This window comes from Burkholderia sp. 28_3, from assembly GCF_003253915.1.
In the GTDB taxonomy this organism is placed as follows: Bacteria; Pseudomonadota; Gammaproteobacteria; order Burkholderiales; family Burkholderiaceae; genus Burkholderia; species Burkholderia cenocepacia.
Genome location: NZ_QKZF01000014.1, coordinates 114,907 through 139,993 on the forward strand (window position 1 = coordinate 114,907; position 25,087 = coordinate 139,993).

Consider the following 25,087-nt stretch of genomic DNA (forward strand, 5'->3'; position numbering starts at 1 on the left):
TTGGTATCGCGCCGCCGCACGAAGGCGCGGCGCATGACGATGCACGCAAGGCCGCCGCGATGCCGGTCAGGCAGATGCGGCACATGCCGCGGCGGCAGACGAGCGCGCTCCCGCAGCGCCGTCATGCGGCACGGCGCCGTCGGAACGATCGAAACGGAAAGTAGCTTGTCGCTACGGTTCGCCGCTACACGGCGTGGTGACGAGGCAGGCACGCGACCTGCGTCGCGCCTGCATTCAGCGAAAAATCGGGAAACGGCAGTCCGGCTGGCCCCGCGGATAGGCGTCTCATGGTGTGGTCTCCATACGTACGCTTGATTCGTTATCGTGATGCGTCGTTTGTCGAGACTATGATCGGACCATTCCCACAAGTAAATGGATGCAGAGTTCCAAACGGATGAAACCGCGCGATCCTAACGTTCATACGGTATTTGACAGATTTTCAAACAGCCTTCATTTTATTTGCTCAGACAAATACACGGACCGTGGAACACGCGTTTGAACGACGGACGACAATCCGCGCCGAGCCAGGCCAGCCGGCCCTCGGCGGCCCGCACGCATGTTGCGGCGCACCTCATACGTCGATGATCGCGAGCGTGCCGTGGCTGCCGGGCAGCACCGCGTGGCGCGTGCCGGCGCGCGCGAGATACATCTGCCCGGCGCCGACCACGACCGTTTCCGCGTCGACCTCGAGCCTCAGCGTGCCGTCGAGCACCAGCAGCCCCTCGTTGTAGTCGTGCACTTCCGCTTCGTAAGGCTGCGCATCCATGCGCAGCACCTTGATCCGGGCCGGCCCGACTTCGCCGACGATCGTGGATTTCCATGCGGCGGCCTGCGCGTCCGCCACGGACTTGAAATCGATCAAAGACATGCGCCCCGCTCCGTATCACCGTGAAAGGCACGCATTATCGCGAGCGCCACGCGTGCCGTCCCGGTACGGCGCGAGGGACGGCAGGCAGCACAGTCGGCCCGCCCGTCGAGCGGCAACGCGCTCGCGGCCCGATTCGCGGAAAACCATCCGGATTATTCGCATCATTCAAATAAAACGCCAAATCGTTGAGCGATATCACCGCAATTCCCGCAAATCCGGCGCCAGTCCAGCCCAGCCTTTCCATCAGAATGCATTTCGATCTGCCGATTGCTAATATGGCGGTCCCGCGATCCCGCACTACCCTGCCGTTCGACATGACGCCCGTTCGCCATGCCGTCCCCGGTCCCGGCCGCTTCGCAGCGGCGGCGGCGCCGGGCACGCGCGGCGCCCGCCGTCGCGCCGGGCGGCCGTGCCATCCGTGAGCATGCAACCGATCCTTTCCGTCTCCGACCTCTCCAAGACTTACGCGTCCGGCTTCCAGGCGCTGAAGCACGTGACCCTCGACATCCGCCCCGGCGAGATCTTCGCGCTGCTCGGGCCGAACGGCGCCGGCAAGACGACGCTGATCGGCTCGATCTGCGGCATCGTCACGCCGACCGAAGGCCGCGTGACGGTCGGCGGCCACGACATCCGCGATCAATACCGCGCGGCCCGCGAAATGATCGGCCTCGTGCCGCAGGAGCTGACCACCGACGCGTTCGAAACCGTCTGGGCCACCGTGTCGTTCAGCCGCGGCCTGTTCGGCAAGGCGCCCGATCCCGCGTACATCGAGAAGACGCTGAAGGCGCTGTCGCTGTGGGACAAGCGCGACAACAAGCTGATGACGCTGTCGGGCGGCATGAAGCGCCGCGTGATGATCGCGAAGGCGCTGTCGCATGAGCCGCGCATCCTGTTCCTCGACGAACCCACGGCCGGCGTCGACGTCGAACTGCGCCGCGACATGTGGAAGCTCGTCGATTCGCTGCGCGAAAGCGGCGTGACGATCCTGCTGACCACGCACTACATCGAGGAAGCCGAAGAGATGGCCGACCGGATCGGCATCATCCTCGGTGGCGAGCTCGTGCTCGTCGAGGAAAAGCGCGAACTGATGCGCAAGCTCGGCAAGAAGCAGCTGACCGTGCAACTCGAGCAGCCGCTCGCGGAGGTGCCGCCCGCGCTCGCGCCGTTCGGTCTCGAACGCGCGGAAGACGGCGCCGCGCTCGTCTATACGTACGACTCGCAGCGCGACGACGCGAGCATCGCGAAGCTGATCAACGCGCTCGGCTCGGCCGGCATCGGCTTTCGCGACCTGCACACGACGCAGAGCTCGCTGGAGGACATTTTCGTCAGCCTGATCGACAACCGCCGCAACGGCGTGCAAGGAGCCTGACCCATGAACTGGCATGGAATCCGCGCGATCTACCGCGCAGAAATGGCCCGCACGCGCCGCACGCTGATGCAGAGCATCATCGCGCCGGTGATCTCGACGTCGCTGTATTTCGTCGTGTTCGGCTCCGCGATCGGCTCGCGCATCAGCGACGTGAACGGCATCGGCTACGGGTCGTTCATCGTGCCGGGCCTCGTGATGCTGTCGCTGCTGTCGCAGAGCATCTCGAACGCGTCGTTCGGCATCTACTTCCCGCGCTTCACCGGCACGATCTACGAGATCCTGTCCGCGCCCGTGTCGTACTGGGAGATCGTGATCGCGTACGTCGGCGCGGCCGCATCGAAGTCGATCCTGCTCGGCGTGATCATCCTCGCCACGGCCGGCCTGTTCGTGCCGCTGCACATCCTGCATCCGTTCTGGATGGTGCTGTTCCTGGTGCTGACGGCCGTCACGTTCAGCCTGTTCGGCTTCGTGATCGGCATCTGGGCCGACAGCTTCGAGAAACTGCAGCTCGTGCCGCTGCTGATCATCACGCCGCTCACCTTCTTGGGCGGCAGCTTCTACTCGGTCGACATGCTGCCGCCCGCGTGGCGCGTCGTCACGCTGTTCAACCCGATCGTCTACCTGATCAGCGGCTTTCGCTGGTCGTTCTACGGGATCGCCGACGTGCACGTGTGGATCAGCCTCGCCGCGACCGCACTGTTCCTCGTGATCCTGCTCGCGATCGTCGCGTGGATGTTCCGCACCGGCTACAAGCTGAAGAATTGACGCGAGCGGGCGTCGCGCGCCGCCCGCCGATGACGCATTTGGGCAAGCAGGCGGCGCTTTTCCTCCGATGCGGCAGTTTGTGGTCGCGTCTACTGAATACGAAGCATCGGGGCCCTGGAGCATGCGCTGCGCGGCCCCTTTTTCATTTCAGAGGACGCCATGCCCGCCGCCACCGCTCCCGCCTCCGCCGCCGCCCGGCTCGAACGCCTGCCGTTCTCCGGCTATCACAAGCGCATCTTCTTCATCATCGCGATCGCGTTCTTCTTCGATTCGGTCGACCTCGGCACGATGACGTTCGTGCTCGGCTCGATTCGCAAGGAGTTCGGGTTGTCGACCGCGGCCGCCGGCCTCGTCGCGAGCGCGAGCTTCTTCGGGATGGTGCTCGGCGCGGCCGTCGCCGGCCTGCTCGCCGACCGTTTCGGCCGTCGGCCGGTGTTCCAGTGGAGCATGGTGCTGTGGGGCGCCGCGTCGTACCTGTGCTCGACCGCGCAGAGCGTCGACGCGTTGATCGTCTATCGCGTGTTGCTCGGCATCGGGATGGGGATGGAGTTTCCGGTCGCGCAGACGCTGCTGTCCGAATTCGTGCCGACCGAGAAACGCGGCCGCCTGATCGCGCTGATGGACGGCTTCTGGCCGCTCGGCTTCATCACGGCCGGCATCGTCGCGTATTTCGTGCTGCCGCAGTTCGGCTGGCGCACCGTGTTCGCGCTGCTCGCGATTCCGGCCGCGTTCGTGCTCGTCGTACGCCGCATCGTGCCGGAATCGCCGCGCTGGCTCGAACATGCGGGCCGGCACGCGGAAGCCGACACGGTGATGCACTCGATCGAGGCGAAGGTGATGCGCTCGGCCGGCGTCACGACGCTGCCGCCGCCGTCGCGGCTCGCCGAGCCGGCCGCCGCACGCGGTCGCGGCGCGCTGCGCGAGATCTGGAGCGGCGTGTACCGTCGCCGCACGGTGATGGTGTGGCTGCTGTGGTTCTTCGCGCTGCTCGGCTTCTACGGCCTCACGTCGTGGCTCGGCGCGCTGCTGCAGCAGGCCGGCTTCGAAGTCACGAAATCGGTGTTCTACACGGTGCTGATCTCGCTCGGCGGCGTGCCGGGCTTCCTGTGCGCCGCGTGGCTCGTCGAACGCTGGGGCCGCAAGCCGACCTGCATCGCATCGCTGATCGGCGGCGGTGCGATGGCGTACGCATACGGCCAGAGCGCGCTGTACGGCGGCAGCACGACGCTGCTGATCGTCACGGGCCTCGCGATGCAGTTCTTCCTGTTCGGGATGTGGGCGGCGCTGTACACGTACACGCCCGAGCTGTACGGCACCGGCGCACGCGCGACCGGTTCGGGCTTCGCGTCGGCGATCGGTCGCGTCGGTTCGCTGATCGGGCCTTACGTGGTCGGCGTCGTGTTGCCGGTGTTCGGCCAGGGCGGCGTGTTCACGCTCGGCGCGCTGTCGTTCGTCGCGGCGGCCATCGCCGTGTGGACACTGGGAATCGAGACGAAGGGCCTCGCGCTGGAGCAACTGGCGGCAGGCGACGACGCGGGCGGCAACGGCCGGTATCCGGCGACGGCGGCGGACAAGGCGTCCTGATCACCGGCCTGGCCCGCGTACACGCTGCTGCTGTCGTCGGACATCCTGATGCGTTTCGGCGACGAGGAAACGGACGACCCGCTGCCGGCGATCGTCGATTCGATCGCACGCTCGGCCTACCTGCCGTCGCTCACGCACCTGGCGAGCGCGCTGGATCCACGCGCTCGATCTCGACATCGCCCTGCCGATGCACGGCCCGGTGATCGCGCACGACATCCCGCGCGTGCTCGCCGGCGCGCTCGCTCATCGCGAAGCCGCGCCGCGTAAGCCGCGGCGGCGGTCTTCCGGCGGCGCGACGGCCGGGGCCGGGGCCGGTCAGGCGCCGGCGACGATGAACTCTTCGGCCGCCTTGCGCTGAACTGCGGCCATCACCGCCAGTTCGCGCTTGCTGCGCGCGTCGCCGGACACGACGCCCGTCGCGTGCTTGGCCTTCGCACCCAGCGGGAAAAAGACGAACGACGCGCCGGCCGGGGCCGCCGGCTCCGCACGCAGGCGTTTGTTCAGGATCTTCAGGTACTTCTTCTTCGAGACTTCCTTAGCAGCCATGGCGCCCTCCGCGTAAACGTGGTGTGGACCAGCATACCAGTTTTGCCGAGGCGCTCCGTGACAGCGGCCGCGCGGATCGATCTGCTCTAAAATGGACCACGCTTACGCGACCTGCCGCACCGCCCGCGGCCGCATGTCCTCATCGGAGCGCTTCCATGCATGTCGAGTTGTTCGCGCAGCATCACGCTTGCCCCGGCTGGCAGGGCGACATGGCCCGACGCATTACCGCATTCGACTGGTCGGCCACCGGGCTGGGCCCGATCGACGGCTGGTCCGCCAGCCTCGTCGCGGCAGTCCGCGCCGTGCTTGCCTCGCCGCTGCCGCTGGTGATGCTGTGGGGCCGCCCCGGCTACATGATCTACAACGACGCGTATGCCGGGTTCGCCGGCGGCCGCCATCCGTATCTGCTCGGCCAGCCGGTCGAACTCGGCTGGCCCGAAGTCGCCGATTTCAACCGCAACGTGATGAACACCTGTCTCGCCGGCGGCACGCTGTCCTATCGCGACAAGGCGCTCGTGCTGCTGCGCAGCGGCCGCCCCGAAGACGTGTGGATGGATCTGCACTACAGCCCGCTGCCCGACGACGACGGCGCGCCGGGCGGCGTGCTCGCCGTCGTCGTCGAGACCACCGAGCGCGTGCTCGCCACGCGCCATCGCGATCGCGCGGAAGCGGCGCTGCAGGCATCCAATGCCGAGCTGCGCAACCTGACCGAAACGCTCGAACAGCGCGTGACCGACGCGATCGCCGAGCGCGCGGCGATCGAGGAACAGTTGCGTCACGCGCAGAAGATGGAAGCGATCGGCAGCCTGACCGGCGGCATCGCGCACGACTTCAACAACGTGCTGCAGGTGATCAGCGGCAACCTGCAGATCCTCTCCGTCGAACTCGGCGCGCATGCGAGCGCGCAGCCACGGATCGAGAACGCGAACAACGCCGTGCGGCGCGGCGCGCAACTGGCGTCGCACCTGCTCGCGTTCGCGCGACGCCAGCCGCTTGCGCCGACCACGCTGAACCCGTGCCGGCTGATCGACGGCATGCACGAGATGCTGCACCACGCGCTCGGCGAAGCGGTGCGAATCGTCCCCGCGCTGTCGCCCGACGTGGGCAACGTACTCGCCGACCGGCACCAGCTCGAAAACGCACTGCTGAACCTCGCGATCAACGCGCGCGATGCGATGCGCGGCGGCGGCACGCTGACGATCGCCGCATACAACAGCACGCAGCCCGGCCCCGCGGCCGGCACGCGCCGCGCGCCGATGCCGCCCGGCGAATACGTGACGTTCGAGATCGCCGACACGGGTGTCGGCATGACGGCCGACGTGCTCGAACGCGTCTTCGAACCCTTCTTCACGACCAAGCCGGACGGCGAAGGCACCGGGCTCGGGCTCAGCATGGTGTTCGGCTTCGTCAAGCAGAGCGGCGGCCACGTGTCGATCGACAGCACGCCCGGCCAGGGCACCACCGTGCGCCTCACGTTTCCGCGCTGCCACGAGGCGGCCGACGAGCCTGCCCGCACGCCGCAGCACGACGCGATGCGCGGCCGCGAAACGATCCTCGTCGTCGAGGACGATGCGGATGTCCGGCTGACGGTGGTCGACATGCTCGCGCAGCTCGGCTACAAGGTCATCACGGCGTCCGACGGCGAAGCCGCGCTGCGCGTGCTCGACAGCGAGACGCCGATCGATCTGCTGTTTACCGACGTGATCATGCCGGGCCGCGTGAAGGGCGGCGAACTCGGACGCCGCGCCGCGCTGCGCAAGCCGCCGTTGCCGGTGCTGTTCACCTCGGGCTACACACGCGACGAGATCTTCCATGCGGGGCGGCTCGACCCCGGCGTGATGCTGCTTGGCAAACCTTACCGGCGCGACGAACTCGCCGCGCGGATCCGCAGCGTGCTCGATGCGCAGGCCGACGCGGCCTGACGCATTGCCGACACGGCGCCCCTCGCCATTCCGATCGCCGCTGAATTTTTTTACCCGCGATGTCGATTCGCGTCGCCGTCGCGCGTCGTGTTGTCGTAACCGACCGTTTTGCCGTCGCACCGCCGGCAAACGTCCTATTCACGTTCAAGGAGATACGACAATGCGCGTCATGGTCATCGTCAAAGCCACCGCCGATTCGGAATCCGGCCAAATGCCCGACACCGAAATCATGGCCGAAATGGGCCGCTTCAATGAAGAACTCGTGAAAGCCGGCATCCTGCTTGCCGCCGACGGATTGCGCCCGAGCAGCCACGGCAAACGCGTGCACTTTTCCGGCAAGAGCCGCGCCGTCATCGACGGCCCGTTCGCCGAAACGAAGGAACTCGTCGCCGGCTACTGGCTGTGGCAAGTGAAATCGATGGAAGAAGCGGTCGAATGGGTGAAGCGCTGCCCGAACCCGATGCCCGGCGACTCCGACATCGAGATCCGCCCGCTGTTCGAGGCGGAAGATTTCGGCGACGCATTCACGCCGGAGTTGCAGGAGCAGGAGGCGCGGATGCGTGCGAAGGTCGACGCCCGGCAGAAGTCCTGAACCGCAAGCGCGCGGCGCACGCGAATCTCGCACGCGCCCGGACGAGCCCGTTGACGAAGCCCTGCCGAATAACGTATCGTTTTGTCACGTTACTCGGCAGGGCTTCGTCATGCATTCCCGTTTCGACCGTTTCCGCTCGACCGCGCTCGGCGCCCAGCTCGAAGCGCTGATCGAGCAGCCCGAGCGCTATCTCGAGTTCGCGGCGCTGTCGCGCGTCGGCGTCGCCGCGATCGGCGCGATCCAGGACGAGATCGCACGCAAATTCCCCGAAGTCGAAGCCGACACGACGGCCCGCCAGTTCTGCGGCGCAATGGTCGCCGACGTGATGCGTCGCCACGGCCATGAGGTCGTGCAGGCGCGCGGGCGGCTCGGCGGCGCGCTGTTCAGCTACGGCGCGGTGTTCGCCGCGCACCCGCAGCGGCTGCCGTTCGCCGACGTCGTCGCCGCGCTGGCCCGCATGCCCGCCCGGCTCGCCGCCCGTGCCGCGCATGTACCGGCGGCGCTGGCCACGCGCCGCCCGGCCGGCACCGGCTTCTCGCTCGTCGAACATGCGTGCCACCTGCGCGATCTCGATGCGGTGTTCGCCGCACGCATCGACGCCGTGCGCACGGCCGAGCTGCCCGTGATCGAATCCGTCGACGGCACCGCGCTCGCCGCGCAACGCGACTATCTCGCGCAGCCGCTCGATCTCGCCGTCGTGGCGTTCCGCAGCGGCCGCGCCGCGCTGTGCGCCACCGCGGCCGCGCTGGACCCATCGCAACTCGCACGCTGCGGGCTGCGCGACGGCATTCGCCGGATGTCGCTCGACGAACTCGTGCGCGAGTTGCTCGACCACGACCGCACGCACCTGCTCGAGCTCGACGAACTGCTCGCCGAACTCGAATTGCCGCCGCTTCCTTCCGCACACGCCGCATGATCCAGCCCACGCCCGTCGTCTTCATTCACGGCTTCATCGGCACGTTCGACGTGCGCGGATGGCACGGCCCGCATCTGTGCCCCGACCTGCTCGGCTACGGCGCGCATCGCGCCACGCCGCCCGACGCGATCTCGCTTGCCGCACAGGTCGAGCACGTGCGGCAAACCGTCGAGATGCACGTCGGCATGCAGCCGGTCGATGTCGTCGGCCATTCGGTCGGCGGCGCGATCGGGATGCTGTTCGCGCATGCGCACCCCGAACGCGTGCGGCGCATCGTCAACGTCGAAGGCAATTTCACGCTCGACGATGCGTTCTGGTCCGCATCGGTCGGGCGCATGACGCCCGACGAAGCCGACGCGATGCTCGACGGCCTGCGCGCGGCGCCGCTCGACTGGCTGCGCGGCGCGATCAACGCACCGTCGCCGAGTCAGCTCGACGACGCACGCCGCTGGCTCGCGCATCAGCCGGCATCGACGCTGCGCGCGATGGGCCGCTCGGTGGTCGAGACGACCGGCGACGCGGGTTACCTGCCGGCGCTCGCGCAAGTGTTCGAGCGTCATCCGGTCTGGCTGATCGCCGGCGAACGCTCGCGCGCGGGCTGGCACGTGCCCGAATACGCGCTCGCCCGCTGCGCCGGCTTCGACACGATCGCCGGCTGCGGCCACCTGATCGCGGCCGAGCGGCCCGATGCGTTGCGCGCCGCCCTCGCGCGCATCGTATGCAAGCCGGCCGCCTGACAACCCGTAGGATTCACCGAAATATGGTTGAAAGGCGCGGTTGCTAGAGTCGTCGCAACAGGGTTTTCCCGGCATCCGGCCGGACTGGGTCGACACATGCAAGGATCGATGCGCCTGGCACGTACCTTCTGGCTGCTTCTGCTGCTCGCCGTCACGCCCCCTGCGTTCGCATTCCATGCGCGGGTCGTCGCGATCCCGAGCGCCGCGATGAGCGAGACGCTCAAGGCCACCATCGTGCTGCCCGACGATTACGCGCGCGACAACCACGGCGAACGCTACCCCGTCGTGTATCTGCTGCACGGCTCGGGCGGCGACCATACCGACTGGACGTCGAACACGCACATCGCCGCGCTGGCCGACCGCTACCGCGTGATCCTCGTGATGCCCGACGGCGGACATGAAAGCTGGTACATCGACAGCCCGTTCGATTCGGGCAGCCGCTACGAGACCTTCATCGGCGACGAAGTCGTGTCCTACGTCGACCTGCATTTCCGCACGATCGCGACCCAGCACGCGCGCGCGATCACCGGGCTCAGCATGGGCGGCTTCGGCGCGCTGCGCATCGCGCTCGACCGGCCCGACACCTTCGGCGCGGTCGGCAGCATCAGCGGCGCGGTCGATCCGCGCTGCTGCACGGAGGAGCCGGGGATCGCCCACGTGTTCGGCGATCCCGACCGCCATCCGTCGTTCTGGAACCGCAACGTGATCGTCGAAAGCGCGCGGTCATTCGTGCGCGCGCATCTCGACCTGACGATCGATTGCGGCCGCGACGATGCCTTCGTCGGCTCGAACCGCACGCTGCACGAACGGCTCGTCGCGCTCGGCGTGCCGCACGACTATGCGGAGCGGCCAGGCGGCCATACGTGGGATTACTGGGCGAATGCGATCCGCTATCAGATGCGGTTCTTCGCGACGTCGTTCCAGCATCGCGGCTACGCGTTCGTGCCACGCCCGCCGCGCCGGGCATGACGCGCGCGGGCCGAGGCGCGGCTATCGCCCGAGACGGCAAAGCCTGACGTCGAAAGTCGAAACGGGATGACGAACCGGCATGCCGCGCAGCGCGCCCGGCAAGAAGATGAACGCGCGTCGCCCGACGCGCGCGGCAAACGAAAGCGGCGAGCCGGTCAGTTGTCGTGCGCGGTGTCCGCGCCGACGACGCGATCGAAGAATTCCTGTGCACGCGCCAGCTCGTCGAGCGCGCGATCGAGACGCGACATCGCGCGTGCGTATTCGGCCGACGAGCCGTCGTCGTCGCTTTCGCCGCGCACCGCGCGAAACGCCTGATCGACGTTGCGCGTCGCTTCGACGAAGCGTTGTGCGGCCCGTGCTTCCGGCGAACAGATGTGGGTCGACATCGACACTCCTCCCTCAGGATTGCAGTGTGAAGCACGCCGACGCTCAGTGTGCGTGGTACGCATGTCGGCGGCGTGAACCACGACCCGTCGCGTGTCGACGCATCGGCCGCCGCGCCGCGCGCTTCGTGCCGATTGTCCCTCCGCGCTCGCCGATCCGCTACGGCGAGATTGCAACAAATTCTTGCGCGAACGGCTACGCGCGTGGCGTCACGCGCGCCCGACGCGCGGATGCGCCAGCCCCGCGAACGCGGCCGCCTCGCCCGGCGACAGGTCGAACAGATCGCCGGTGAGATCGCGCGGATGCTCGGCCGCCGGCCGGTTGCGCAGGCGCGCGACGTGGGTGGGCGGCACATACGCGGCCGCCGTTTCGAGCGGCGGCACGTCGAACAGATCGCGCGTGACGCCGCGCACGGCTTCCGTCGGCGAACGGCCGCGCAAGCGCGCGACCAGCTCGACGAAGCGATCGAAATCGCCCGCGCGCGTGGCCTTGTTCACTTCCGCGAGATCGCGCGCCTTCAGCACGCACGGCTGCGCGAGCCGCACGAAATACGGTGCTTCGAGCTCGACCGACAGCGCGAGCGGATAGCTCTTGCCCGTCTGCTCCTTCGCCCGCCCGATGCAGTCGACCACGGCCGCCCCTTGCGCGGCGCCCAGCGGCTTGCCGGTGCTCACGCTGCGCAGGTGGTCGGGAAACACGCGCAACTGCGTGCCGACCGTCAGCGCGGTGGACGACGCGCACACGAGTGCGTAGTGCTGCTCGCGACGCCGGCCCGACGGCAACGTCGAGCGGCTGGCGATGAACGTATGCGGCGGCAACGGCCGCACCTGGCCGCTTGCGTCGACCCAAGCATTCCACAGCAGCGCGTCCTTGCGCTCGCCCGCGCGCGGACGCGACGCGACCGGCGAAAACAGCGCGAGCAGCGAACCCGTGCGATGCGCGGCGACTTGCGCGCTGCTGCCGAGCGGCTGGTTGATGCCCCACAGAAAACGCCCGCCCCCGAGCCGGCGCTCCCATTCCTTGCGGAGCACGACGGTCGGCAGTTCCTCGCCGGACTCGGTACCGATCTTGGTCCAGCAGAACGTGGGAGGGAGGTGTTTCAGTGTCATCAACTTTCTCGGGATACAGCCTCGCTGGTGACAGCAAGCCCATTCAACAGCCGTAACTGTATAGGTATAATGCATCGCATGGAAGCCCCGGACCAAGATTTTCCCGTTCAAGACCTGTTGCGCCGCCTGCTGGCAGATACACGCTCGTCCAGCGAAATCGCGCGACTTTCCGGGGTCAGCCAGCCCACCGTGTCGCGCCTTCGGCTGTCGAACGGGCGCCGGCTGCGCCGCAGCGCGCCATTCAACAAGCTATGCAGTTTCTACGGTGTCGACACGGAGCCGTCGCGCCGCCGGTACAACGACCTGCTGCGCGACGCGATCGTCGACGCGTGGGACGGCTCGGACGAGCACGGGCGCGCGCTGCTGGTCGTGATTCAGGGGCTGAAGGATTTGCAGGCGAAGGCGGATGACGGGTAATGGCGGCGACGGGCCCCGTCATTCATCGAGATTGAACGTGATCGGCACGCGCGCCCGGATCGGCGACGGCGCGCCGTTTTCTACATGCGTGGCGCAGCGGCTCGTGAGCCACGCATCGCGCAGCACCGCATCGAAGCGCGGATAGCCGCTGCCGGCGGCAGCGACACGCGCGGCGACGACGCGGCCTGCCGTCGTCCCGGCCGTGCCCCGTCAACCGTCGCACGTCACGCCGCATTGCGCGAGCGAATTCTCCCTGCTGCGAAAAACCAGCGGCCGTTCGTCGGGCGCCGCGCGCCGGCGCGCGAACTGCACGGCCTGTTCGACCTGGCCGTGATGGGCGGATTTCGCGCACACCGGATCGGCTTCGTTCGGATCGCCGGCCAGCAGGTACGCCTGGCAGCGGCAACCGCCGTGATCCGCATGCCGCTCGTCGCACGTGCGACACGGCTCGCGCATCCAGTCGTCGCCGCGAAACGCGTTGAACGCGTCGCTGTCGTACCAGATGTCCCGCAGCGAGCGGTCGCGCACGTTCGGCAACGCGAGCCCCGGCAGCGACCGCGCGGCATGGCACGGCAGCGCGGTGCCGTCCGGCGCGACGCCGAGGAACACCGAGCCCCAGCCGTTCATGCAGGCCTTCGGGCGGCGCTCGAAATAGTCGGGCACGACGAACAGGATCTTGCAGCGCTCGCCGATCAGCTTGCGATAGCGGTTGACCGTATCCTCGGCCTCGCGCACCTGCTCGACGGTCGGCATCAACTGGTCGCGATTGAGCATCGCCCAGCCGTAGTACTGCGTGTTCGCGAGTTCCAGGTAATCGGCGCCGAGATCGAGCGCCATCTCGATGATCTGCCCCACGTGCGGCAGGTTGTAGCGATGCAGCACGCAGTTGAGCACCATCGGATAGCCGTGCGCCTTGATCAGCCGCGCCACGTCGCGCTTCAGTTCGAACGTGCGCGTGCTGGTCAGGAAATCGTTCAGCTCGCGCGTCGAATCCTGCAGCGACAACTGGATGTGGTCGAGCCCGGCGGCCTTGAGCCGCTCGATGCGCGCGACGTTCAGCCCGATGCCCGACGTGATCAGGTTCGTATAGAAGCCGAGCCCGCGCGCATGCGCGACGAGCGTCTCGAGGTCGCCGCGCTGCAGCGGCTCGCCGCCCGAGAAGCCGATTTGCGCGGCGCCGAGCGCGCGCGCGTCGCTGATGACCGTGCGCCACGCGTCGGTGTCGAGTTCCGCGCCGTGCGTCGCGAAGTCGACCGGGTTGTAGCAGAACGCGCAATGCAGCGGGCAGCGGTACGTGAGTTCCGCGAGCAGCCACAGCGGCGCGGACGGACGGGGGGTGTCGGGCGTCATGTCAGTCCAGCCAGCCGCGCAGTCGCGCATGATCGAGAAAACGGTAGACGTCGGTCGCGAGATCCGACTGCATGAACAGGCGCTCGAGCTCGCCGATGATGTCGTCCAGTTCGCGCGTGCCGTCGCAGCGCGCGAGAATCTCGCCCGCGCTCGGGTTGAGCTTGACCATGCCCTCCGGATAGAGCAGCACGTACGCATCCTGGGCCGCCTCCCATTGCAGGCGGTACATGCCCCTGAGGCAGGGGCGCAGCGGCACGCCGCTGGCGGCTTCGATCGCGTTCATCACGGGTAGGCCTTTTCGACGGCGTCGAGCATCGACCACAGGATGTCGAGCTTGAATTGCAGAATGCCGAGCGCGCGCTGCTGCGCGTCCGGTGTCGTGAAATGCGCGAGCGTGACCGCGAGCCCATGCTCGACGTCGCGCTGCGCGAGCGGCACGCGGCTGCGGAAGTAGTGCAACCCGGCCGGCTCGATCCACGGGTAATGCGACGGCCAGCCGGCGAGCCGGTCGAGATGGATCTGCGGCGCGAACATCTCGGTCAGCGACGAGCACACGGCTTCCTGCCACGGCGCGCGCCGCGCGAAGTTCACGTACGCGTCCACCGCGAAACGCACGCCGGGCAGCACGTGTTCGAGCGACCACAGTTCGTCGCGCGTCAGGCCGCACGCTTCGCCGAGCCGCACCCACGCCTCGATGCCGCCTGCGTTGTCGCCCTGCCCGTCGTGGTCGATCAGCCGCTGGATCCAGCGGCGCCGCGTGTCGCGATCGGGACAGTTCGACAGAATCGCCGCATCCTTGAGCGGAATGCAGATCTGGTAGTAGAAGCGGTTCGCGACCCAGCCGCGGATCTGCGCGGGCGAACAGGCGCCGCTGTTGAGCCGCCGGTTGAACGGATGATGGATGTGATAGCGCGATTCGAGCGCACGCAAGCGCGCCTCGAATTCGGTCGCGGTCCAGGGCGTCGCGTGCAACGCCGTAGCGGGGATCGGTGCGTTCATCGTCAGACCTGGAATTGCATGCCGTCGTGCGCGACGTCGATGCCGTGCGCGCGCAGGTGCGCGTGCTCGACGGAATGCGGATCGAGAATCGGGTTCGTGTTGTTGATATGCGTGAGCACCTTGCGCGTTCGCGCAGGCAGCGTGTCGAGCCAGTCGATCATGCCGGGCTGCCCGTGTTCCGCGCACTGCGCGAGATGCCCCATGTCGGCCGCATGCTTGTGCGACAGGCCGAGATCGATCATCTCGGTCCCGGTCCAGAACGTGCCGTCCACCAGCACGAGATCGGCGCCGTCCATGGCCGCGCGTACCTCGTCGGTGACCGACGCGAGCCCCGGCGCATAGAACGCGCGCCGCCCGCTCGCGACGTCCTCGATCGACAGCGCGATGTTGTCGCCGGGTGCGGCCGACGCACGCCGCGGCGAATAAGGCGGCGGCTTGCTGTCGACCGCGATCGCGGTGAACCGGATCCCGCTCGCCGCCGGCACCGCGAACGGCTCGCCGGGCGCGATCGTATGCGCGGCGACGCCGCAGTAATGGCCGAGCAGCGGCACGAGCGGCAAGCCGGTCGACAGGTCGTCGAGCACCGGCGCGCTCGCGTAGAGCGGCAGCGGCGTCGAGCGCTCGCGCAGCATCAGCAGGCCCGTCACGTGATCGATCTGCGCGTCGCACAGCACGACGGCGGCGATGCCGCTGTCGCGGATCGCGCGTGCCGGTTGCAGGTCCGGATCCGCGCGCAACTGGGAAAGAATGTCGGGCGACGCATTGACGAGGACCCAGTCGATGCCGTCGTCGCTGACCGCGATCGACGACTGCGTGCGCGGCAGCACGTGGCCGCTTCCGCTGCGTGCACGGCGGCAGTTCGCGCAATTGCAGTTCCATTGCGGCAGCCCGCCGCCGGCTCCCGAGCCGAGTATCTTGATCTTCATGGGCGTCAGCTCCCGAGGCCGCCCGCGCCGACCACGGCGAAACGGGCGGCACGCACGGCGATCAGCGGTTGGCGATGTACATCGTGATTTCGAAGCCGAAGCGCAGGTCGGTGTAAGACGGTGTCGTCCACTGCATGGTGTGTCTCCTGTTGAGTTGATGAGTTGATGTGTTGCCGGATGAATCGAACGACCGCGGCAATCGAGCGGTCGGTTCCTCTTCAGCAAGGAGCGTGCCGAAGCGGTATTTCGGCGGCGCCGCGGCGGTAGACGGCCGTCGTCCGGGCATCGGCGCGGAAACCTTACGAATCGCCGACACGATTCGCGCGAATGCGGTCCGCCACCCCGGCGACGCGATGTCCGCGAGTGGTGACAGGTGTTGAATCGTTGAACACCGGTGTTGCAACTTGACACACCGGCTGTGACAGGTCGCGCACGGCGCGACGGCCGCGCGTCAGCTCTCTTCCGACGGATGGCGTCCCGCGTCGGCGGCCGGCATCTTCCGGTAGATCGTGTTGCGCGACACGCCGAGCGCGCGCGCCGCGGCGGACACGTTGCCGCCATGACGCGCGAGCGCGGCGGCGATCGCGGACGCGGCGACGTCCTGCAGGCGCGCGTCGGCGAGCGGCAACGCGTCCGCGACGCCAAGCCCGGCGCTCGCCGCGGCAAGCGAATCGGGCGCCGCCTGCACGGGCTGCGCATCGCCGCGCCGCAGGTCGTCGAAGAAGTCGTCCGGCAGGTGCTCGCGGCGGATTTCGCCGTCGTCGTCGACCATCGCGGCCGCCGTGCGCAGCAGGTTGCCGAGCTGGCGGAAGTTGCCCGGCCACGTGCAGCGCACGAACAACTCCATCACGTCCGGCGCGACCGACAGCGGCGGCCGGCCCGGGCCCGCGAACGCTTCCCGCTGCAGCATCTTCTGCACGACGACCGCGAGATCGGTGCGGTCGCGCAACGGCGGCAGGCGCACCACGAGGCCGTTCAGCCGGTAGTAGAGATCCTCGCGAAAACGGTTCTGCGCGATCATGTCGCGCAAATCGCGGTGCGTCGCGCAGATGATCGCGATGTCCACGGCGATCGTCTTCGTCGACCCGAGCGGGTTGACGAGGCGCTCCTGCAGCACGCGCAGCAGCCGCACCTGCAGCGGATACGGCATGTCGCCGATCTCGTCGAGGAACAGCGTGCCGCCGTTCGCCTGCAGCAGCTTGCCGATCGCGCCCTTGCGGCGCGCGCCGGTGAACGCGCCTTCCTCGTAACCGAACAGCTCGGACTCGATCAGCGTCTCCGGAATCGATGCGCAGTTGACCGCGACGAACGGCGCGTCGCGCCGCGGCGAGTCGTTGTGGATCGCCTGCGCGAGCAGCTCCTTGCCGGTGCCGGTCTCGCCGGTGATCAGGATCGGGATGTCCTTGCCGATCACCTTGCGCACCTTCGCGATCACGCACGCGACCTGCGCATCGCCGGTGTCGAGATAGTTGAGCCGCGACAGGCCGGCCGACGTGCCCGCCGCCGGCGCGGGCACCGCGTTCGCGCGCGCGGCCGGCGCCGCCGCGTCGTGCACGTCGGTCGGCCGGCTGCCTTCGGCGAGCGTCGCGCGGCGAAAGTGCACGCGCGCGCAGACCACCGCGCCGTTGCCGAGATTCAGCATCAGGTGCCGGTCGGTGCTCGCGCGCATGCGGTCGATCAGCTGCGCGCTGGTGACGTCGAACAGCGACGACAGCGTATGCGCGCGCAGCGCGGCGAGCGGCATGCCGAGCTGGAACTGCGCGCTGCGATTGGCCGACAGGAAGCGGCCGTCGGCCGTGAACGCGACGATCCCCTCCATCAGCGTGCCAAGGAACTCCGGGCGGCCATGGAACGACACCTGCAGCGTTTCCTGAAAGGTCGTCGTAAACAGATGATTCTCGATCATCTGCACCGACATCTTCGCGAGCGCCATCGTGTGCTGGTGATAGCTGCGGTGGTCGCCCGTCACGTCGAGCACGCCGATCGCGTCGCCGTACGGATCGAGGATCGGCACGCTCGAACAGGTCAGGAAGCGGTTCGCGGCCAGGAAGTGCTGGTCGCCGTGGACGACCATCGGACACAGCTCGGCCAGCGCCGTGCCGATCGCGTTGGTGCCCTGGCGACTCTCCGCCCAGTTCGCGCCGGGACGCAGCGCGACCTTCTCCGCGCGGCGCAGGAAATCGTCGTCGCCGATCGAATGCAGGATCAGCCCTTCCGCATCGGTCAGCACGATCATGCTCTGCGTGTTGACGATCTGCTCGTGCAGCGTCTCCATCACCGGCATCGCGTGCACGCACAGCACCCGGCTCTGCTCGCGCTTGAGCACCAGTGCCGCGTTCGACAGCACGTCGTAGTCGGGCCGTGCCGATACCTGCAGGCCGAACGTCTCCGAGCGCTCGTGGGCCTTCTGGATCGACGGCGCGGGCCAGCCAGCGGGATGCGCGGCCCGTGATCCGGCCGCCTGCTCTACGTCATCGCGCATTGTCTCCTCCGGGGGATCCTTCCGGTCAACTGCCGGACTCTTTGCCGTCGTTGCAAGCAAGCATCGGGCCACACCGGCGCCGTGGCATACATTGAAAGCTCGATGTAATGAATTGTCCGGGCGGAGCGTGTCGCGTCGCGCGACGGCCAGGCCTTCGTGATACCGTGATTTCCCGACGCGTGACTACCCGTGCGAATCCGGATCTTCGCGGCTGACGCGTTTCTGGCGCGCTTCTCGCTTTGTCGCAGGGCAAGCCCGGCCACCGCCACGCCGCCGATGATTCCCCCTCTCGTACCCTATCGACATGACGCGTCGCCCGACTCGATCCACATCGTCGCCCGCCATGCGGGTCTTGCCCGACACGCCCGCGCGCCGGCACCTGCACCGCGACGCGCAATCGATCGCATTCGCCGTCGCCGGCACTGAACAAGGCCACCCGGTCGTCGTGCTGCACGGCGGCCCCGGCAGCGGTAGCCAGGCCGGCATCCTGCGGCTGTTCGACCTCAGCCGCTTGCGCGTCGTGCTCGTCGACCAGCGCGGCGCGGGTGCGTCGGGGCCGCGCGGCGGCACGCGCCACAACACCACCGCCCGGCTGATCGCGGATCTGGAGGCGGTGCGCGAGCAGCTCGGCATTGCACGCTGGGGAGTCGTCGGCGGCTCGTGGGGCGCGGCGCTCGCGCTCGCATATGCGGGCACGCATCCGGCGCGGGTCTCGGGCGTCGTGCTGCGCGGCCTGTTCCTGACGTCGCGACGCGAAGTCCGCGAACTCTTCATGACGTCCCGCACACGTGCGCCGCGCGAGTGGCGGCGCCTGCATGCAGCGGCCGGCGGCGGCCGGCCAGATCGCCTGCTGTCGCGCTGCGCGCAGCGGTTGCGTCACGGCGCGAGCGCGGCCCGGCAGCGCGCGGTGGCGCTTGCGTGGCACGCATACGAAAGCGCGATCCTCGCATCAGTGCGAACGCGCCGCTCGCCCGCCCGCACGATCCGTTCAAACCAGACCGTTGGCCGTCTGATCGACAAATACCGGGTTCAGGCGCACTACCTGCGACATGACTGCTGGCTCGGCGAGCGCCGCGTGCTCGCGCTCGCGCGACGCGCCGCGCAAGCCGGCGTGCCGCTGTTCGCCGCGCACGGGAGGCACGATCCCGTGTGCCCGGTCGGCAACGTCGAACGTCTCGCGCGGGCCACACCCGAAGCGGAAATCGAACGCGTGCAGGCCGGGCATCTGGCAAGCGACCCGGCATTGGCGCGCAGCGTCGCACGCGCCGTCAATGCGATGTTCGCGACGGTGCCGCTCACGTGACGGCCCCGCGCTCGTTCCTGTCATGACGCGACGACACACGCAAGCGCGCCACACGCGATCGCGCGCCGCTCAATCCCACGCATAGCGCACGCCGACCCACGCACCGCGCGGCGCGCCCGGCCCGACGAACTGTTCGTTCACCGGACGGGCGCCGTCGAATGTATGGTTCGGCCCGTTGAAGAAATTCTGGCCGAGTGCGCCGAAGCTCGCGTAGCGCTTGTCGAGCAGGTTCGTCACGCTCGCGAACACCTCGAACCGCTTCGTGATCCGGTAACGCATGTCGAGATCGACCAGCACGTAGCCGGCAAGCCGGCCGTTCACGTCCCCGTTGTTCTCGTCGCCGCGTGCATACACGCCGCCGCGCCAGGTCACGTTCGCGCCGATGTCCCACGCGGGCGTCGCCGCGTAGTCGAGCCGCAGTTTCACCGTATGCGCGGGAATGCCGGGGATGCGGTCGCCCGGCTTGACCATCACGTTGCCGTTCGCGTCGGCCGTCGAATTCGCCGGGCTGTGTTCGGTCCACGACGATCGGTAGGTTGCGTCGACATAGCTGTACGACAGCCCGACACCGAGCGGGCCGACCCGCGTGCGGCCGGCGAGCTCGATACCCTGCCGCCGCGTATCGCCGACGTTGCGGAAGTAGCCCTGCGCGCTGGCCGGGCTGCTGATGAACTGGATATCGTCGGTCAGCGTCGTGCGGTAGGCCGCGGCGCTCCAGGTCGTCGCCGCGCCGATGCGGCCGCGCATGCCGGCCTCGAACGTCTTCGAGATTACCGGCTCGAGCGGCGGGTCGGCGATGAAGTCGTTCGGCAGCGAACACGGCGCGGCCGGGTCCGCGCACGCGAGCTCGATCGCGGTCGGCGAACGCATGCCTTCGTTGTACGTCGCATAGGCGGTCAAGCCCGGCACCGGGTTCCAGTTGAGTCCGACGGCCGGGTTGAAGCGCGAGAACACATGGCTGCCGTCGAGCAGCGGCTGCACGCCGCTCTCGTCGCCGATCCGCGCTTTCGACCAGTCGTAGCGGCCCGACAGCGTCAGCGTCCAGTGCGGCGTCAGCGACAGCGCATCGCTCAGGTACACACCGACGTTCGCATTGCGCGTCTTCGCGCTGGTCTGCGGAACGAAATCGCCGATGCCGATCGCCGCGCGCGCATCGGTAAACGATGCGTCCTGCGACGACGCGACGTAGCTCGAATTCGCGACATCGGCCGAGACGCCCGCGACCAGCCGGTTCGCCATCCCGCCGAGCTTGCCGAGCAGCGTGAGTTGCACGCTGCCGCCGTAGCTGTCGGTGACGATCGTCGATTGCGCATTGCTGCCCTGCACCGTGTCGATCGCGCCGTCCTCGTCCACCGATCCGTAGTCCGTATTGTTGTTGCTGCTCGTGTTGGTGTTGCGCAGGTGCCGGTAGTACGCGTTGCCGCTCAGCTCGACGTGCTCGCCGAAAAATCGCTCGCCCGACAGTGTCAGGTAGCCGGCGCTGTTGCGGTTACGGTCCGGATACGTATACGCCTGCTTCCGGTTGTCGAGGAACGAGCGCGGGATCGTCTGGGTGCCGGACAGCGTGTTGTCCGCGCCGCCCGCGGCAATCGACAGCGTCGTGTCCGCATCGGTGTAGCGCAGCTTGCCGAACGCCTGCCGCACACGGCTCGCGTTGTGGTCGGCCCAGCCGCCGTCGTTCGCGACGTTCGCGGTCGCGTAGTAGTCGAGGTTCGAGCCGATCGTGCCGCCCTGCTCGACGCTGGCGGTCTTGCGGCCCCATGAGCCGCCCGACACCTCCGCTTCGCCGCCCGGGTTCGACCTGCCGTTCTTCGTCGTGATCGCGAGCGCACCGCCGAGCGTGTTGAGCCCGTACACCGGGTTCGAGCCCGGAATCAGCTGCACGCGGTCGATCGCCTGCATGGGCAGGATGTCCCAGTTCACGACGTCGCCGAACGGCTCGTTCACGCGCACGCCGTCGACGAACACCGACACCCCCTGCGGCGTGCCGAGCAGCGGCGACGCGGTGAAGCCGCGATAGTTGACGTCCGCCTGATACGGGTTGCCCTGTGCGTCCGAGATCGTCACGCTCGGCAGGTTCGCGGCGAAGAAATCGGCGAGCGTCGCGCGGTGCTGCGCGTCGAGTTCCGCCGCGCGCACCGTCTGCACGTTCGCCGGCACCTTCGACAGCGGCGTGCCGATCCCGGGCAGCGGCGTCGTGCCGACGACGACCACCGCGGGCAGCACGACGGCCGGCGGCTCGGCCGGCGCGATCGTGCCGCCGTCCGCCGGCTGCTGCGCGCGCACGCTGCCGGGCGGCAAACCGAACAGCGCCAACGTGCCAACGGTCACGCCAACGCATCGCGCACGCCGGCCATGCCGCATCGCGCCGTACCACCCGGCGGCCTTTGGTCTCCTGATCATTCCGTTGTCTCCACACTTTTATTCCGCCGGCGCGTGCGATGCACCGCACGGCGACGGGTTGTCGCGAAGCCGGCGTGCGAGAACCGTGCCAGCACCGCGAGCACGAACGGTGCACGCCGCGCCGCGCATCACTCGGGTACGCGATGCGCGCGACCGGCGCGCCGCTGTCCGGCCGACTGCGCCACCTGTCATGTTTGGCAACACTTCACGCGCGACGGTGTACCTGAATGCAACACCTGCGTCGACGTCGCCGCGCACGCCGTCGCTCGACGCATCGCCTGCGATGCGCCGGTGTGCCGCACCGTACCGGCTTCCGGCCGCGATGGCATGCGACTTGCGTAACGGGCAGGGCACTCGGCCCGAAACCCCAACCGTGCCGGCGCGACGCAACGTTCGCGGCGGTGCGACCACAATGACCCAGGAGACAACCATGAAGAAACTCTCGGCTTCAGCGAGCCGGCTGGCGACGATCGGAATCGCGGTGGCGGCCGCCGTCGCGCTGAACCCCGGCCTCGTCGAAGCGGCCGCGGACTACCCGGCCGTGACCTACCAGCGCCTGACCGATGCACACGACGACCCGGGCTGGCTGACCTACTACCGCACCTACGACGGCCGCTCGCATTCTCCGCTCAAGCAGATCGACGCGTCGAACGCGAAGAATCTCAAGCAGGTGTGGGCGTACAAGTTCCCGGCCGACCTGAAGCAGGGCTTCGAGGCCACGCCGATCGTCAACGGCAACTATCTGTTCGTGACGACGCCGAAGGACAACGTCTACGCATTCGATGCGAAGACCGGCAAGCAGTTGTGGAAATACGAGCCGAAGCTCGGCGCGGCCTCGTTCAAGACCGCGTGCTGCGACGTCGTCAACCGCGGCGTCGCGCTGTACGGCAAGAACGTCTACATCGCGATGCTGAACGGCGAAGTCGCGGCGCTCGACGCGCAGACCGGCAATCTCGTGTGGAAGAAGCAGATGTTCGAGCCGGGCCTCGGCTACGCGTTCTCCCTCGCGCCGCTCGCGATCGACGGCGCGATCGTCGTCGGCACGTCCGGCGGCGAATACGGGATTCGCGGCTACATCGCCGCGCTGAATCCGGAGGACGGCTCGCAGGTCTGGAAACGCTACACGATCCCCGCCGCCGGCGAAAAGGGCGCGGAAACCTGGCCCGACGGCATGCAGAGCCATGGCGGCGGCGCCGCATGGCTCACCGGCACGTACGACGCCGCGTCGCGCACGCTGTACTGGGGGGTCGGCAACCCCGGCCCGTGGCTCGCGGCGCTGCGCCCGGGCGACAACCTGTATTCCGACTCGCTGCTCGCGCTCGATGCGAAGAGCGGCAACCTGAAGTGGCACTACCAGTACACGAACAACGACACGTGGGACTACGACGGCGTGAACGCGGCCGTCCTCGCGGACATCAAGTACAAGGGCAAGGACTACGACGCGATCATCCACGCCGACCGCAACGGCTTCTTCCACGCGATCGACCGCACGACCGGCAAGCTGATCTACGCGACGCCGTTCGTGAAGGCATTGTCGGTCACCGGCTACACGGAAGACGGCAAGCCGATCCAGGACGCGTCGAAGTTCCCGAAGGCCGGCACGACGATCGAGACGTGCCCGAGCTTCCTCGGCGGCAAGAACTGGTGGTCGATCTCGTACGACCAGGAACGCAACATCGCGGTCGTGCCGGCGCTGCATGCGTGCATGAGCCTGACCGGCAAGTCGGTCAGCTACATGGAAGGCCTGCCGTACCTCGGCGAAGGCTTCGAGATCAAGCCCGAACCGGGCAGCGAAGGCTACGGCGAGCTGACGGCCATCGACGTGAACACCGGCAAGAAGCTGTGGAGCCACTGGTCGAAGAAACCGTGGAACGGCGGCGTCGCGACCACCGCGAGCGGTCTCGCGTTCAGCGGCTCGCTCGACGGCCACCTGTACGCGTTCGACACGGCGACCGGCAAGGTGCTGTGGGAAAGCCCGCAACTGGCGAGCGGCATCATTTCGCAGCCGTCGGTGTACGAGGTCGACGGCAAGGAGTATGTCGCGGTGCTCGCCGGCTACGGCGGCGCGAACCCGATCTGGGGCGGCCCGATGGCCGACATCGCGAAGGACGTTCCGCGCGGCGGCACGCTCTACGTGTTCGCGCTGAACTGACCCGGCGCCACGCCCGAGTCGCGCCCGCATGCGCCCGATGCGGGCGCGACGCCCCACCCGCTTCAACCGGAAACACGACCATGAATACTCGTCTCACTTCCGTTGCCGTCGCCAGTCTGCTCGCCGTGGGCGTGGCGCTGACACCGGCAACCGCATCGGCCGGCGTGCGCATCTGCACGCTGCCTGGCAGCCCGACCACCACGCTCGATCGCGCCGTCGCGCGCGAAGTGTTCCGCACCGCGGGCATCGCCGCGACCTTCAACACACGTGGCGTCGACGACAACGGCGACGACGACGGCATCTCCGCCAGCGAACTGACGAAATCGCTCGAACGCGACTGCGACGTGATCGCCGGCTTCCCGCGTTCGGCCATCGCCGATGCGTCGGGATCGAAGATGACGTTCTCGCAGGGCTATCTGCGCTCCGGCTACGTCAGCGTGTCGCTGCGCGATGCGCCCGCGCCGTCCGGCGCGAAGGAAACGATCGCGGCCACCTACGGCAGCCCGTCGCAGCTGATCGCCGCGCAGCAGACGAATGCCCGCTTCGATCTCGAGAACACGAGCGAGAAAACGATCGGCGCGCTCGCCGCGGGCCGCGCGCAACGCGCGATCGTCTGGTATCCGAGCGTCGTCGCGTACGAGCGTGCGCATCCGAAACAACGGTTCCAGGTGGCGGCGACGTCGTCGCCGTACTCCGACTGGCAACTGTCGTTCGCGTTCGGGCCGGGCAAGGACGCGCTGCAAAAGCGCATCGACACCACGCTGTCGCAACTGAGCGGCAACGGCCGCCTCGCGTCGCTCACGCGCGGCTGGACGCTGCCCGACGGCATCGCGCAAGCCGCCGCCTCGCGCGTGCCCGGCCGGTTTCTCGACGGCGCGATCGCGTCCGCGCAGCGGCCCGGCTTCATCAAGGTGTCGACGAGCGAAGGCAGCGGCGTCCCGTCGTTCGACCAGGCTCAGGTGCAGCACGGCAAGAAGCTCTACGGCGATGCGTGCGCGAAATGCCACGGCGACCAGCTCGAGGGCAATACCGCACCCGCGCTGAGCGGGGAATCGTTCGCGCCCGAAGGCAAGTCGCACATCACGGTCGGCGGCATCTTCCTGTACATGTCGAGCAACATGCCGGCCGATCGCCCCGGCAAGATGACCGCACAGGAATACGAGGATCTGATGGCGTTCCTGCTTTATTCGAACGGCTACGACGCGTCGAAGAGCAAGCTGACCGCCGAGATCGCCAACGCGTCGAAGGCGCCGCTGATCGCCGGGCCGCGCAAGTAACCGCTCCACCCGCTTTC

Annotated in this window: 23 protein-coding genes; 12 read left to right on the plus strand and 11 right to left on the minus strand. The window is 68.2% G+C overall.

Annotated features, from left to right (window positions below):
* Positions 1-571: 571 nt before the first annotated feature.
* On the minus strand, positions 572-868 hold the full coding sequence (locus tag DFS13_RS25860; RefSeq protein WP_048985133.1) for a cupin domain-containing protein: 297 nt from the start codon (positions 866-868) through the stop codon (positions 572-574).
* Positions 869-1,292: 424 nt separating this feature from the next.
* Between DFS13_RS25860 and DFS13_RS25870 the strand changes: the two genes are divergently transcribed.
* From DFS13_RS25870 to DFS13_RS25880, 3 genes are all read left to right on the plus strand, one after another.
* The gene (locus DFS13_RS25870; protein ID WP_006481959.1) at positions 1,293-2,237 is read left to right on the plus strand and encodes an ABC transporter ATP-binding protein; all 945 of its coding nucleotides are present in this window, start codon (positions 1,293-1,295) and stop codon (positions 2,235-2,237) included.
* 3 nt (positions 2,238-2,240) lie between these two features.
* Entirely contained in the window at positions 2,241-3,002 is a 762-nt protein-coding gene (locus tag DFS13_RS25875; RefSeq protein WP_006481964.1) for an ABC transporter permease, read from the plus strand.
* A gap of 159 nt (positions 3,003-3,161) precedes the next feature.
* Positions 3,162-4,586 (plus strand): MFS transporter, encoded by a 1,425-nt coding sequence (locus DFS13_RS25880; protein ID WP_111442263.1) that lies wholly within the window; start codon positions 3,162-3,164, stop codon positions 4,584-4,586.
* Positions 4,587-4,901: 315 nt separating this feature from the next.
* Here the strand turns inward: DFS13_RS25880 and DFS13_RS25890 are convergent, their stop codons facing one another.
* The gene (locus tag DFS13_RS25890; RefSeq protein WP_006481962.1) at positions 4,902-5,132 is read right to left on the minus strand and encodes a hypothetical protein; all 231 of its coding nucleotides are present in this window, start codon (positions 5,130-5,132) and stop codon (positions 4,902-4,904) included.
* Between the two features lie 155 nt (positions 5,133-5,287).
* Between DFS13_RS25890 and DFS13_RS25895 the strand changes: the two genes are divergently transcribed.
* From DFS13_RS25895 to DFS13_RS25915, 5 genes are all read left to right on the plus strand, one after another.
* Positions 5,288-7,054 (plus strand): ATP-binding protein, encoded by a 1,767-nt coding sequence (locus DFS13_RS25895; RefSeq protein ID WP_006481958.1) that lies wholly within the window; start codon positions 5,288-5,290, stop codon positions 7,052-7,054.
* Between the two features lie 160 nt (positions 7,055-7,214).
* A complete protein-coding gene (locus DFS13_RS25900; RefSeq protein ID WP_111442264.1) occupies positions 7,215-7,646 on the plus strand; it encodes a YciI family protein in 432 nt (143 codons plus the stop codon).
* A gap of 109 nt (positions 7,647-7,755) precedes the next feature.
* Positions 7,756-8,562 (plus strand): DinB family protein, encoded by an 807-nt coding sequence (locus tag DFS13_RS25905; RefSeq protein WP_058903473.1) that lies wholly within the window; start codon positions 7,756-7,758, stop codon positions 8,560-8,562.
* A complete protein-coding gene (locus tag DFS13_RS25910) occupies positions 8,559-9,299 on the plus strand; it encodes an alpha/beta fold hydrolase (protein WP_058903474.1) in 741 nt (246 codons plus the stop codon). The genes DFS13_RS25905 and DFS13_RS25910 overlap by 4 nt, the downstream gene beginning before the upstream one ends.
* A 108-nt stretch (positions 9,300-9,407) precedes the next feature.
* Positions 9,408-10,268, plus strand: coding sequence for an alpha/beta hydrolase family protein (locus DFS13_RS25915; RefSeq protein WP_006498721.1), 861 nt, complete (start codon positions 9,408-9,410; stop codon positions 10,266-10,268).
* A 155-nt stretch (positions 10,269-10,423) separates the two neighbouring features.
* Here the strand turns inward: DFS13_RS25915 and DFS13_RS25920 are convergent, their stop codons facing one another.
* Positions 10,424-10,654, minus strand: coding sequence for a hypothetical protein (locus DFS13_RS25920; RefSeq protein WP_006498720.1), 231 nt, complete (start codon positions 10,652-10,654; stop codon positions 10,424-10,426).
* Positions 10,655-10,861: 207 nt separating this feature from the next.
* Positions 10,862-11,761, minus strand: coding sequence for a hypothetical protein (locus tag DFS13_RS25925; RefSeq protein ID WP_048985141.1), 900 nt, complete (start codon positions 11,759-11,761; stop codon positions 10,862-10,864).
* A gap of 78 nt (positions 11,762-11,839) precedes the next feature.
* Between DFS13_RS25925 and DFS13_RS25930 the strand changes: the two genes are divergently transcribed.
* Positions 11,840-12,178, plus strand: coding sequence for a helix-turn-helix transcriptional regulator (locus DFS13_RS25930; protein ID WP_006493567.1), 339 nt, complete (start codon positions 11,840-11,842; stop codon positions 12,176-12,178).
* A 210-nt stretch (positions 12,179-12,388) separates the two neighbouring features.
* Here the strand turns inward: DFS13_RS25930 and pqqE are convergent, their stop codons facing one another.
* From pqqE to DFS13_RS25965, 6 genes are all read right to left on the minus strand, one after another.
* Complete coding sequence (gene pqqE / locus DFS13_RS25935; protein ID WP_111442265.1) at positions 12,389-13,528, minus strand: pyrroloquinoline quinone biosynthesis protein PqqE; 1,140 nt, start codon at positions 13,526-13,528, stop codon at positions 12,389-12,391.
* Between the two features lies 1 nt (position 13,529).
* The gene (pqqD, locus tag DFS13_RS25940) at positions 13,530-13,811 is read right to left on the minus strand and encodes a pyrroloquinoline quinone biosynthesis peptide chaperone PqqD (RefSeq protein WP_006480620.1); all 282 of its coding nucleotides are present in this window, start codon (positions 13,809-13,811) and stop codon (positions 13,530-13,532) included.
* The gene (gene pqqC, locus DFS13_RS25945; protein WP_043206078.1) at positions 13,811-14,527 is read right to left on the minus strand and encodes a pyrroloquinoline-quinone synthase PqqC; all 717 of its coding nucleotides are present in this window, start codon (positions 14,525-14,527) and stop codon (positions 13,811-13,813) included. The genes pqqD and pqqC overlap by 1 nt, the downstream gene beginning before the upstream one ends.
* A gap of 2 nt (positions 14,528-14,529) precedes the next feature.
* Entirely contained in the window at positions 14,530-15,453 is a 924-nt protein-coding gene (gene pqqB / locus DFS13_RS25950; RefSeq protein ID WP_006498717.1) for a pyrroloquinoline quinone biosynthesis protein PqqB, read from the minus strand.
* Between the two features lie 61 nt (positions 15,454-15,514).
* Positions 15,515-15,589, minus strand: a complete 75-nt coding sequence (gene pqqA / locus DFS13_RS25955) for a pyrroloquinoline quinone precursor peptide PqqA (RefSeq protein WP_006485436.1) — start codon at positions 15,587-15,589, stop codon at positions 15,515-15,517.
* Positions 15,590-15,904: 315 nt separating this feature from the next.
* A complete protein-coding gene (locus tag DFS13_RS25965) occupies positions 15,905-17,935 on the minus strand; it encodes a sigma-54-dependent Fis family transcriptional regulator (protein ID WP_111442266.1) in 2,031 nt (676 codons plus the stop codon).
* Positions 17,936-18,239: 304 nt separating this feature from the next.
* Between DFS13_RS25965 and DFS13_RS25970 the strand changes: the two genes are divergently transcribed.
* Positions 18,240-19,238, plus strand: a complete 999-nt coding sequence (locus DFS13_RS25970; RefSeq protein ID WP_111442267.1) for an alpha/beta fold hydrolase — start codon at positions 18,240-18,242, stop codon at positions 19,236-19,238.
* Between the two features lie 69 nt (positions 19,239-19,307).
* Here DFS13_RS25970 and DFS13_RS25975 read toward each other — a convergent pair whose 3' ends face one another.
* The gene (locus tag DFS13_RS25975; RefSeq protein ID WP_111442268.1) at positions 19,308-21,641 is read right to left on the minus strand and encodes a TonB-dependent receptor; all 2,334 of its coding nucleotides are present in this window, start codon (positions 21,639-21,641) and stop codon (positions 19,308-19,310) included.
* Between the two features lie 430 nt (positions 21,642-22,071).
* Here DFS13_RS25975 and DFS13_RS25980 point away from each other — a divergent pair, with 430 nt between their 5' ends.
* Both DFS13_RS25980 and DFS13_RS25985 read left to right on the plus strand, forming a co-directional pair.
* Complete coding sequence (locus tag DFS13_RS25980; protein ID WP_111442269.1) at positions 22,072-23,793, plus strand: methanol/ethanol family PQQ-dependent dehydrogenase; 1,722 nt, start codon at positions 22,072-22,074, stop codon at positions 23,791-23,793.
* Between the two features lie 80 nt (positions 23,794-23,873).
* The gene (locus tag DFS13_RS25985) at positions 23,874-25,070 is read left to right on the plus strand and encodes a c-type cytochrome (protein WP_077021309.1); all 1,197 of its coding nucleotides are present in this window, start codon (positions 23,874-23,876) and stop codon (positions 25,068-25,070) included.
* The last annotated feature ends 17 nt before the right edge of the window (positions 25,071-25,087 follow it).

Coding starts and splice junctions, on each gene's coding strand:
- pqqE (WP_111442265.1), bottom strand. CDS start 13,528: ATGACGCCCGACACCCCCCGTCCGTCCGCGCCGCTGTGGCTGCTCGCG.
- DFS13_RS25895 (WP_006481958.1), top strand. CDS start 5,288: ATGCATGTCGAGTTGTTCGCGCAGCATCACGCTTGCCCCGGCTGGCAG.
- DFS13_RS25860 (WP_048985133.1), bottom strand. CDS start 868: ATGTCTTTGATCGATTTCAAGTCCGTGGCGGACGCGCAGGCCGCCGCA.
- DFS13_RS25975 (WP_111442268.1), bottom strand. CDS start 21,641: ATGATCAGGAGACCAAAGGCCGCCGGGTGGTACGGCGCGATGCGGCAT.
- pqqC (WP_043206078.1), bottom strand. CDS start 14,527: ATGAACGCACCGATCCCCGCTACGGCGTTGCACGCGACGCCCTGGACC.
- DFS13_RS25965 (WP_111442266.1), bottom strand. CDS start 17,935: ATGCGCGATGACGTAGAGCAGGCGGCCGGATCACGGGCCGCGCATCCC.
- DFS13_RS25915 (WP_006498721.1), top strand. CDS start 9,408: ATGCGCCTGGCACGTACCTTCTGGCTGCTTCTGCTGCTCGCCGTCACG.
- DFS13_RS25900 (WP_111442264.1), top strand. CDS start 7,215: ATGCGCGTCATGGTCATCGTCAAAGCCACCGCCGATTCGGAATCCGGC.
- DFS13_RS25930 (WP_006493567.1), top strand. CDS start 11,840: ATGGAAGCCCCGGACCAAGATTTTCCCGTTCAAGACCTGTTGCGCCGC.
- DFS13_RS25985 (WP_077021309.1), top strand. CDS start 23,874: ATGAATACTCGTCTCACTTCCGTTGCCGTCGCCAGTCTGCTCGCCGTG.
- DFS13_RS25870 (WP_006481959.1), top strand. CDS start 1,293: ATGCAACCGATCCTTTCCGTCTCCGACCTCTCCAAGACTTACGCGTCC.
- pqqB (WP_006498717.1), bottom strand. CDS start 15,453: ATGAAGATCAAGATACTCGGCTCGGGAGCCGGCGGCGGGCTGCCGCAA.
- DFS13_RS25910 (WP_058903474.1), top strand. CDS start 8,559: ATGATCCAGCCCACGCCCGTCGTCTTCATTCACGGCTTCATCGGCACG.
- pqqD (WP_006480620.1), bottom strand. CDS start 13,811: ATGAACGCGATCGAAGCCGCCAGCGGCGTGCCGCTGCGCCCCTGCCTC.
- DFS13_RS25925 (WP_048985141.1), bottom strand. CDS start 11,761: ATGACACTGAAACACCTCCCTCCCACGTTCTGCTGGACCAAGATCGGT.
- DFS13_RS25880 (WP_111442263.1), top strand. CDS start 3,162: ATGCCCGCCGCCACCGCTCCCGCCTCCGCCGCCGCCCGGCTCGAACGC.
- DFS13_RS25980 (WP_111442269.1), top strand. CDS start 22,072: ATGAAGAAACTCTCGGCTTCAGCGAGCCGGCTGGCGACGATCGGAATC.
- DFS13_RS25970 (WP_111442267.1), top strand. CDS start 18,240: ATGACGCGTCGCCCGACTCGATCCACATCGTCGCCCGCCATGCGGGTC.
- DFS13_RS25905 (WP_058903473.1), top strand. CDS start 7,756: ATGCATTCCCGTTTCGACCGTTTCCGCTCGACCGCGCTCGGCGCCCAG.
- DFS13_RS25890 (WP_006481962.1), bottom strand. CDS start 5,132: ATGGCTGCTAAGGAAGTCTCGAAGAAGAAGTACCTGAAGATCCTGAAC.
- DFS13_RS25920 (WP_006498720.1), bottom strand. CDS start 10,654: ATGTCGACCCACATCTGTTCGCCGGAAGCACGGGCCGCACAACGCTTC.
- DFS13_RS25875 (WP_006481964.1), top strand. CDS start 2,241: ATGAACTGGCATGGAATCCGCGCGATCTACCGCGCAGAAATGGCCCGC.